Here is an 8,512-nt window from a genome sequence, read left to right on the forward strand (position 1 = left end):
TTCAGTTCATTGAAAACAGGTGGCGAGGGAGCTTGCTCCCGCTGGAGGGCGAAGCCCTCCCAGAGTATCTGCGGGCCATGGCCCGGAACTTTGGGGGCTACTTCGTAGCCCAGCGGGAGCAAGCTCCCTCGCCACGTGACCATTTAACGAGAGTTTTCCTTGGCCCACCCCGCCCAACGCCGTTGGTACCCCCTGGTCTTCGCCATCGCCGCGTTAGTCCTGTTGCCCTTGAGCGTCTTGCTGCTGTCGTGGCAGAGCATCGACCAACAGATCTGGTCCCACCTGTGGGACACGCAAATGCCACGCCTGCTAGGCAACACCCTCACATTGATCCTTGGCGTGGGGACCGGTGTGACGCTGTTGGGGGTCAGTCTCGCTTGGCTCACCAGCCTGTGTGAGTTCCCGGGGCGACGCTGGCTCGACTGGGCGTTGATGCTGCCGTTTGCGATTCCGGCCTATGTGCTGGCGTTTGTCTTCGTGGGTCTGCTGGATTTTGCCGGCCCTGTGCAGACGCTGATGCGAGAGTGGTTCGGCAGCGGCCTGCGCTTGCCTCGGGTTCGTTCCACCGGCGGGGTAATCCTGGTGCTGGTGCTGGTCTTTTATCCTTACGTCTATCTGCTGGCACGCAGTGCCTTCCTGGCCCAGGGCAAGGGCCTGATGGAGGCTGCCCGGGTGCTGGGGCAATCGCCGTGGCAGGCGTTCTGGCGCGTGGCGCTGCCGATGGCCCGGCCGGCCATCGGTGCAGGCGTGGCGCTGGCGCTGATGGAAACCCTGGCGGATTTCGGTGCGGTGTCAGTGTTCAACTTCGACACCTTCACCACCGCCATCTACAAGACCTGGTACGGATTCTTCAGCCTATCCAGCGCAGCCCAACTGGCCAGCCTGCTGTTGTTGGCGGTGATGCTGGTGCTCTACGGCGAACGCCGGGCCCGCGGCGCCCACCGAGCCAGCAACGAGCGGCCCCGGGTCAAGGCGTTGTACACGTTGCGCGGCTTCAAGGCCGTGGCGGCCAGTGGCTGGTGCTTCCTGGTGTTTGCCTGCGCGTTTGTCATCCCGGTGCTGCAATTGGTGGTGTGGTTCTGGCAACGCGGCCGTTTCGACCTGGATGAGCGTTATGCCGGGCTGATCGTCCACACCCTCTACTTGGGTGGCCTGGCCGCGTTGGTCACCGTCTGCGTGGCCTTGCTGCTGGCATTCGCCCGGCGGTTGGCGCCGACCCGCCCGATTCGTGCCGGCGTCGGCCTGGCGAACCTGGGGTATGCCTTGCCCGGTTCGGTGTTGGCGGTGTCGATCATGCTCGCGTTCAGCTACCTGGACCGTGAGCTGGTCATTCCGCTGTCGACCTGGCTCGGCGGCGCAGGCAAGCCGTTGCTGCTGGGCAGCCTGTCGGCGCTGTTGTTGGCGTATCTGGTGCGCTTCCTGGCCGTGGCCTACGGTCCGTTGGAGAGCAGCCTGGCGCGAATTCGTCCGTCCTTGCCCGAAGCGGCACGCAGCCTTGGGGTCAGTGGGCCACGACTGTTTTTCAAAGTGTATCTGCCGTTGTTGTTGCCCGGGACATTGAGCGCGGCGTTGCTGGTGTTCGTCGATGTGCTCAAGGAAATGCCCGCGACGCTGCTGATGCGCCCGTTCGGCTGGGACACGCTGGCGGTGCGGATCTTCGAGATGACCAGCGAAGGGGAGTGGGCCCGGGCCGCGTTGCCGGCGCTGACGTTGGTCTTGGTGGGGTTGTTGCCGGTCATCGGATTGATACGACGTTCGGCCCATCGAAACAGCTAGGTGTCAGTCCTACCTCATGCGGCTACAATGCGCGGCATTCGGTGCGGTCCGTCTGTCGGACCGGGCAACTGAGAGCGTCAGAAAACTCCTTTTTTTCAGGCGTTCGCGCTACGCAGTGTCCGTCCGCACCTTCGCCAAGCCCGGAAGGAGAAACCCATGGGACAGCGTACGCCTCTGTATGACCTTCATCTCGCCCTCGGCGCGAAGATGGTCGATTTTGGCGGTTGGGATATGCCTTTGCACTACGGCTCGCAAGTCGAAGAGCACCATCAGGTGCGTCGCGACTGCGGTGTGTTCGATGTATCCCACATGACCGTGATCGATGTCGCCGGCCCCCAGGCCAAGGTCTGGCTGCAGCGCTTGCTGGCCAATGACGTCGACCGCTTGCAGGGCTCAGGCAGTGCCTTGTACAGCGCGATGCTCAATGAGCGCGGCGGCATTGTCGACGACATGATCATCTACCGTGTCGAGGACGGCTATCGACTGGTCTTCAACGCCTCGACCCGCGATCAGGACCTGGCCTGGATGCAGGCGCAGCTCGGTGACTACGACGTGCAGCTACACGAGCGCCCCGAGCTGGCGATGCTGGCGATCCAGGGGCCCCACGCTCGGCAAAAAATTGCCGAGCTGGTCACGCAACCGCGTGGGCAAATCATCCAGCAACTCAAGCCTTTCGAAGGTCGCGCCGACGGCGAATGGTTCATCGCCCGGACCGGCTACACCGGCGAAGATGGCCTGGAAATCGTCTTGCCTGCGCAGGAGGCCCCGAGTTTCTTCAACGACCTCGTAGGGGCCGGCATTTCGCCCATCGGCCTCGGCGCCCGCGATACCTTGCGCCTGGAAGCCGGCATGAACCTCTACGGCCAGGACATCGGTCAGGACGTTTCGCCCCTGGCCTCGAACATGGCCTGGAGCATCGCCTGGGAACCGGCGAGCCGTCCGTTCATCGGGCGCAGTGCGCTGGAGGCCGAGCTTGCCAGCGGTGTGCAGCACAAACTGGTCGGGCTGGTGCTGGAAGAGCGGGGCGTTTTGCGCGCCCATCAGGTGGTTCGCATCGCCAATGTTGGCGAAGGAGAGATCACCAGTGGTAGTTTTTCTCCTACGCTTAGCAAGTCGATCGCCCTGGCACGTGTTCCGATGGCAACCGCCGACCGGGCCGAGGTGGAAATTCGTGGTAAGTGGTACCCGGTACGGGTGGTCAAACCGACCTTCGTCCGCCATGGCAAAACCCTGATCTAACCTTTTGCGGCGGGCCGCTGGCCGCTGACACTTTCTCTTGAGGACACAGAATATGAGTGATATCCCTGCCGACCTGCGGTTTGCCGAAAGCCATGAGTGGGCCCGTCTGGAAGCTGACGGCACCGTCACCGTGGGCATCAGCGATCATGCGCAGGAAGCCTTGGGCGATGTGGTGTTTGTCGAGCTGACGGAAATCGGTAAGGTCTTTGCCACGGGTGACCAGGCCGGTGTGGTTGAGTCGGTCAAGGCCGCTTCCGACATCTACTCCCCGGTTGGCGGCGAAGTGATCGCGATCAACGAAGAGTTGGGCGGTTCGCCGGAGTTGCTGAACTCCGATCCGTACGGTGCGTGGATCTTCAAGCTCAAGCCAAGCGACAAGGCTGAGCTGGCCAATCTGCTCGATGCGGCAGGCTACAAGTCCGCTATCGGCGAATAACCCGGATCCAATGTGGGAGCGGGCTTGCTCGCGAAAGCGGTGTGTCAGGTTCAGTAGTGTTGACTGATACACCGCTTTCGCGAGCAAGCCCGCTCCCACAGGGGACTGGGGCTGTCTCGGGATTATTCACCGGACAAAAAAATGCCGCTCAATCGAGCGGCATTTTTCATGGGCCGGGAATCACTCCTGGGCGACGGCGTTTTTCGCCAGGATCGCGTTGGCCAGTTCCATGTCGGTGGCTTGCAGGCCTGGGTTGTCGGCACGCACTTTCTGCATCGCTGCCTCCAGGTAAGGGCCGCGGATACCGCCATCACTGGCGACGAAGCTGCCGGCATCGTCCTGGGCGGCGACGATCAGCTTGTTATCCTTGAAGGTCAGGTAGGTGGAACCGGTGGTCGCACCGGATGAGATGACGTTACGCCAAAACGTGTCGGCCATTGCCGAGCCAACAGGAAGAGACAGCAAGGCTAGGGTAGCGACAGCAAGTTTGAGACGCATGATAGGTGACTCCACTGGGTTAACTATGACGTTGGATTACCTGCGTCTCGATTCAGTTCCATGACTTGTCAGTCAGCCCGCTCCACTTGCAATACCGCGCCTTCCTGGGCCACCACCTTGACTCGCGTACCAATGGGCGACTCGGGCCCCTTGGCCAGCCAGACGCTGTCGGCCACCTTGATCTTGCCGCGGCCCTCGACGATCGCTTCATGCACCAGGAAGACCTTGCCGATCAGTTCCTGTCCGCGCAGGTTCAGGAGCGGCTGATCGCTTTGGCGCACCGCGCTGCGCTGGCGTTGCCACCAGTACAGTGCCGTGGCGATGGCAAACAGGCCGAACAACAGGAACTGCAGCTCCCACGGCATCTGCGGCAGGATGAATGTAAGTACACCGACTGCCGCCGCGGCCATGCCGATCCACAGCAAGTAGCCACCGGCGCCGAAGACTTCGAGGATCAGCAGGATCACGCCCAGCGCCAGCCAGTCCCAGTACGACATGTGTTGCAGGAACTCCCACATACGCGCGCCTCAGGCTTTCTTGCTGTCGAAGGTGGCCTTGACGATCTCGCCGATGCCACCGACCGCACCGATGACCTGGCTGGCTTCCAGCGGCATCAGGATCACCTTGCTGTTGTTGGCCGACGCCAGTTTGCCCAGCGCATCGATGTATTTCTGCGCGACGAAGTAGTTCACGGCCTGGACGTTACCGTCGGCAATGGCCTGGGACACGACCTGGGTGGCCAGTGCTTCGGCTTGCGCCTGGCGCTCACGGGCCTCGGACTCCAGGAACGCGGCCTGGCGGCTGCCCTCGGCCTCGAGGATCTGCGCCTGCTTCTTGCCTTCGGCGGTGAGAATCGCCGACGCGCGCAGGCCCTCGGCTTCGAGGATCTGGGCGCGCTTGATCCGTTCGGCTTTCATTTGCCCCGACATGGCGGCCATCAGGTCGGCTGGCGGGCTGATGTCCTTGATCTCGATCCGGGTGATCTTGATGCCCCACGGCGCCGTGGCTTCATCGACGGTGCGCAGCAGTTTTTCGTTGATGCCGTCGCGCTGGCTCAGCATCGCATCCAGCTCCATGGACCCCAGCACGGTGCGGATATTGGTTTGCAGCAGGTTGCGGATGGCGTGTTCGAGGTTGTTGACTTCGTAGGCTGCCTGGGCCGTATTGACCACCTGGAAGAAGCACACGGCGTCGATCTGTACCGTGGCGTTGTCGGCGGTGATGACTTCCTGGGGCGGGATGTCCAGCACGCTTTCCATGACGTTGATCTTGCGCCCGATGCGATCCATCACCGGGATGATGATGTTCAGGCCGGGCTTGAGCGTATTGGTGTAGCGGCCAAACCGCTCGACCGTCCATTGGTAGCCCTGGGGTACGACCTTGAAGCCCATGAAGAGAATGACGACCACCAGGCCGATGAAAAGTAAAAGTACGCTACCGATCTGCATGACGGTTCCCTGTGCGAATTGAGATAGACCTGCGAGCCCTGAGTGTAGGGCAAGCGGCCATTATCCTCACTCTGTGGGAGCAAAGCTTGCTCGCGATGCAGGCGCCTCGCTTCCCAGGGAGACCGCGTCATCTTCATCGCGGGCGAGCCTTGCTCCCACGGTGAGGTCAGAACCCTCTCGCCACAGGTGCTGCCGCTATTACTTCTGCTCGCTCTGAGGCGTAACCCGCAACACTTCCTCGACCGTGGTCAAGCCTGCCGCGACCTTTTGTGCCCCTGACAGCCGCAGGCTGCGCATGCCTTCCTTGAAGGCCTGGCGGCGCACCGCCAGCAGGTCGGTGTCGGGGTGGATCAAGGCCTTGACGCTGTCGGTCAGTTGCATGATTTCGTAGACGCCGGCGCGGCCGCGGTAACCGGTGTCGCGGCATTCCAGGCAACCGACGGCCTGCTGGGCATTGCTCGGCAGCGGTGCCTGCCAGGGCCGGGTCAGGGTCTGCCAGTCGTCTTCGTTCAGGGTCAGCGGCGCCTTGCATTGCGGGCACAGGGTGCGCACCAACCGCTGGGCCATGACCCCGAGGACGGTGGCCTTGATCAAATAATGGGGCACGCCCAGCTCCAGCAGGCGACTGATGGCGCTCGGTGCGTCGTTGGTGTGCAGCGTCGACAGGACCAAGTGACCGGTGAGCGCTGCCTGGATCGCCATTTCAGCGGTTTCCAGGTCTCGGATCTCACCGATCATGATGATGTCCGGGTCTTGTCGCATGAGGGCCCGCACCCCGGCGGCGAAGCTCAGGTCGATGTTGTGCTGGACCTGCATCTGGTTGAAGGACGCCTCGACCATTTCGATCGGGTCCTCGATGGTGCAGAGGTTCACTTCCGGCGTCGCCAGCTTCTTGAGTGTGGTGTAGAGGGTGGTGGTCTTGCCGGAACCGGTCGGCCCGGTCACCAGGATGATGCCGTTGGGCTGGCGGGTCATGTCCTGCCAGCGGCGCAGGTCGTCGGCGGAGAAACCGAGCTGGTCGAAATCCTTGAGCAGCACTTCCGGGTCGAAGATCCGCATGACCATTTTTTCGCCGAACGCCGTGGGCAAGGTCGACAGGCGCAATTCCACTTCGCCGCCGTCCGGGGTCTTGGTCTTGACCCGGCCATCCTGGGGTTTGCGTTTTTCCGCGACGTTCATCCGCCCCAGGCTCTTGAGGCGGCTGACGATCGCCATCGTGACCTGCGGCGGGAATTGGTAGACGGTGTGCAGCACCCCGTCGATGCGAAACCGCACCGTGCCCTGCTCGCGGCGCGGCTCGATGTGGATATCGCTGGCCCGCTGTTGGAAGGCGTACTGGAACAGCCAGTCGACGATATTGACGATGTGGGCGTCGTTGGCGTCCGGTTCCTGATCGCTGGCGCCGAGGTTGAGCAACTGTTCGAAATTGCTCAGGTTGCTCGGTTGCTGATCGACCGTGGTGGCGCCGCTGACCGATTTGGCCAGGCGATAGAACTCCACGCTCAGGCGCTGGATATCCACCGGATTGGCGACCACCCGCTTGATCGGCAACTTGAGCACATGGGTCAGGTCGGCTTCCCAACTGTTGACGTAGGGTTGTGCGCTGGCGACGGTGACGGCGTCACGATCGACCGCCACCGCGAGGATCTTGTGGCGCTGGGCAAAGGCATACGACATCAAGGGCGTTACGGCCGCCACGTTGATTTTCAGCGGGTCGATGCGCATGTAGGGTTGGCCGGCCTGCTGGGACAACCACAGGGTCAGGTTCTCAAGGTCCAGGCGCTTGCCGGGCCGACTGAGGTCGTCCAGGTGCTGGTTGGCAATGAACTCCAGCGGGTGCAGCTGGCTGTTGGCGCTGTGGCGTCGGCGGGCGTTGAGCGCGGTTTCGGCCGAATCCTGGCTGATGAAGCCCTGGGTGACCAGTTGGCGCAGCAGATCATTGAGGTCCAGCCAGCGGTCCTGAGTGGCGTGTTTGGTGGACATGCGGGTTCCTATTGGACAATTGCAGCAAAGCCGCGATACAGACGCCTCGGCGTCCTCGCTCGGTCTGCAAAAGAATAGTCCCGACCCGGTGGTCCGTTGGGCCACTACCCGACCAATGCGTTACCAATTCTTGCCCGTGGGGGGCTCAACCGGCCGCTTGGGTCGGCTCAACTCGCGCAATATCAGCGCCTTGCAGGTCCACCGAGCACATGCCGATCAGGTTACGTAATTTTTCTGCGATGACCTGGGCACGGTGCCAACTCAGGCCGTCCATGAGGATGTCCAGCGATAGCAGATCGTCGAGGCGCTCGACGCGAACCTGCTGTGGGGTCAGGCCCTGCAAGGCAAACAGGTTCAATGCCCGGCAGAGCAGGTCCGGCTCGGCCTCTGCCAGCAGCTGATAGTGCACGCGGCAATGGGCATTGGCGGCGTGCCAGACATCGGCGCGGGTCGGGGTGGTGGCAACGGCTTCGAGTGGGGGCATGTGCGGTCTCCTTGGCGGCGGAGAAATATTTACATGCGTCGCCGGGTATTTCTTATCTAAGATGAGTACTTTCGGCGATGTTTCGAATCGCTTGAGTCTCCAGATCATTAATTTTGGGTTTGTCTATGCAAAGCGAGCTGGATAGCTATGACCGCAGGATACTGGCCCTGCTGCAAGAGGATGCCTCGCTGTCCAGCGCGCAGATCGCCGAGCAGGTCGGTTTGTCTCAATCGCCGTGCTGGCGGCGGATCCAGCGGATGAAGGAGGAGGGCATCATCCGCGCCCAGGTGACCCTGCTGGACCGCAAGAAAATCGGCCTCAACACGCAGATCTTCGCCGAAGTGAAACTCAACGCCCATGGCCGTTCGAACTTCACCGAATTCACCGAGGCGATCCGCGGCTTTCCCGAAGTGTTGGAGTGCTACGTGCTGATGGGTTCGGTGGATTTTCTGCTGCGCATCGTCACGGCGGACATCGAGGCGTATGAGCGATTCTTTTTCGAAAAGCTGTCGATGGTGCCGGGGATCCAGGAGGTGAATTCGATCGTGGCGCTGTCGGAGATCAAGTCGACGACGAGTTTGCCGGTGGTGCGCTAGTTGGATCTGAGGTGAATGTGCCGGCCCCTTCGCGAGCAAGCCCGCTCCCACA

9 protein-coding genes are annotated in these 8,512 nt (G+C 62.1%); 4 read left to right on the top strand and 5 right to left on the bottom strand.

Going from position 1 to position 8,512, the window contains the following annotated elements; genetic code table 11:
• Positions 1-159 precede the first annotated feature (159 nt).
• The 3 genes from HU767_RS18450 to gcvH all read left to right on the top strand — a co-directional run bounded on the left by HU767_RS18450 (position 160) and on the right by gcvH (position 3,451).
• Positions 160-1,776 (top strand): iron ABC transporter permease, encoded by a 1,617-nt coding sequence (locus HU767_RS18450; protein WP_186730170.1) that lies wholly within the window; start codon positions 160-162, stop codon positions 1,774-1,776.
• Positions 1,777-1,932: 156 nt separating this feature from the next.
• Complete coding sequence (gene gcvT / locus HU767_RS18455) at positions 1,933-3,015, top strand: glycine cleavage system aminomethyltransferase GcvT (protein WP_186730171.1); 1,083 nt, start codon at positions 1,933-1,935, stop codon at positions 3,013-3,015.
• A gap of 52 nt (positions 3,016-3,067) precedes the next feature.
• On the top strand, positions 3,068-3,451 hold the full coding sequence (gene gcvH / locus HU767_RS18460; protein WP_186730172.1) for a glycine cleavage system protein GcvH: 384 nt from the start codon (positions 3,068-3,070) through the stop codon (positions 3,449-3,451).
• A 180-nt stretch (positions 3,452-3,631) separates the two neighbouring features.
• Here the strand turns inward: gcvH and HU767_RS18465 are convergent, their stop codons facing one another.
• The 5 genes from HU767_RS18465 to HU767_RS18485 all read right to left on the bottom strand — a co-directional run bounded on the left by HU767_RS18465 (position 3,632) and on the right by HU767_RS18485 (position 7,864).
• Positions 3,632-3,952: a DUF2388 domain-containing protein gene (locus HU767_RS18465; RefSeq protein WP_186707601.1), complete on the bottom strand. Its 321-nt coding sequence runs from the start codon at positions 3,950-3,952 to the stop codon at positions 3,632-3,634.
• Between the two features lie 65 nt (positions 3,953-4,017).
• Positions 4,018-4,467 carry an NfeD family protein gene (locus HU767_RS18470; protein WP_186707584.1) on the bottom strand — a complete coding sequence of 150 codons (450 nt, stop codon included), beginning with the start codon at positions 4,465-4,467 and terminating at the stop codon, positions 4,018-4,020.
• 9 nt (positions 4,468-4,476) lie between these two features.
• Positions 4,477-5,397 carry an SPFH domain-containing protein gene (locus tag HU767_RS18475; RefSeq protein WP_186707583.1) on the bottom strand — a complete coding sequence of 307 codons (921 nt, stop codon included), beginning with the start codon at positions 5,395-5,397 and terminating at the stop codon, positions 4,477-4,479.
• A 198-nt stretch (positions 5,398-5,595) separates the two neighbouring features.
• Positions 5,596-7,380: a GspE/PulE family protein gene (locus HU767_RS18480; RefSeq protein ID WP_186730173.1), complete on the bottom strand. Its 1,785-nt coding sequence runs from the start codon at positions 7,378-7,380 to the stop codon at positions 5,596-5,598.
• A gap of 145 nt (positions 7,381-7,525) precedes the next feature.
• The gene (locus HU767_RS18485) at positions 7,526-7,864 is read right to left on the bottom strand and encodes a hypothetical protein (protein ID WP_186730174.1); all 339 of its coding nucleotides are present in this window, start codon (positions 7,862-7,864) and stop codon (positions 7,526-7,528) included.
• 125 nt (positions 7,865-7,989) lie between these two features.
• On the opposite strand from HU767_RS18485, the gene HU767_RS18490 reads away from it, so the two are divergent.
• Positions 7,990-8,460: an Lrp/AsnC family transcriptional regulator gene (locus HU767_RS18490; protein ID WP_186707580.1), complete on the top strand. Its 471-nt coding sequence runs from the start codon at positions 7,990-7,992 to the stop codon at positions 8,458-8,460.
• The last annotated feature ends 52 nt before the right edge of the window (positions 8,461-8,512 follow it).

The sequence above is a fragment of the Pseudomonas sp. SWRI179 genome (assembly GCF_014268705.1).
GTDB classification, from domain to species: domain Bacteria; phylum Pseudomonadota; class Gammaproteobacteria; order Pseudomonadales; family Pseudomonadaceae; genus Aquipseudomonas; species Aquipseudomonas zanjanensis.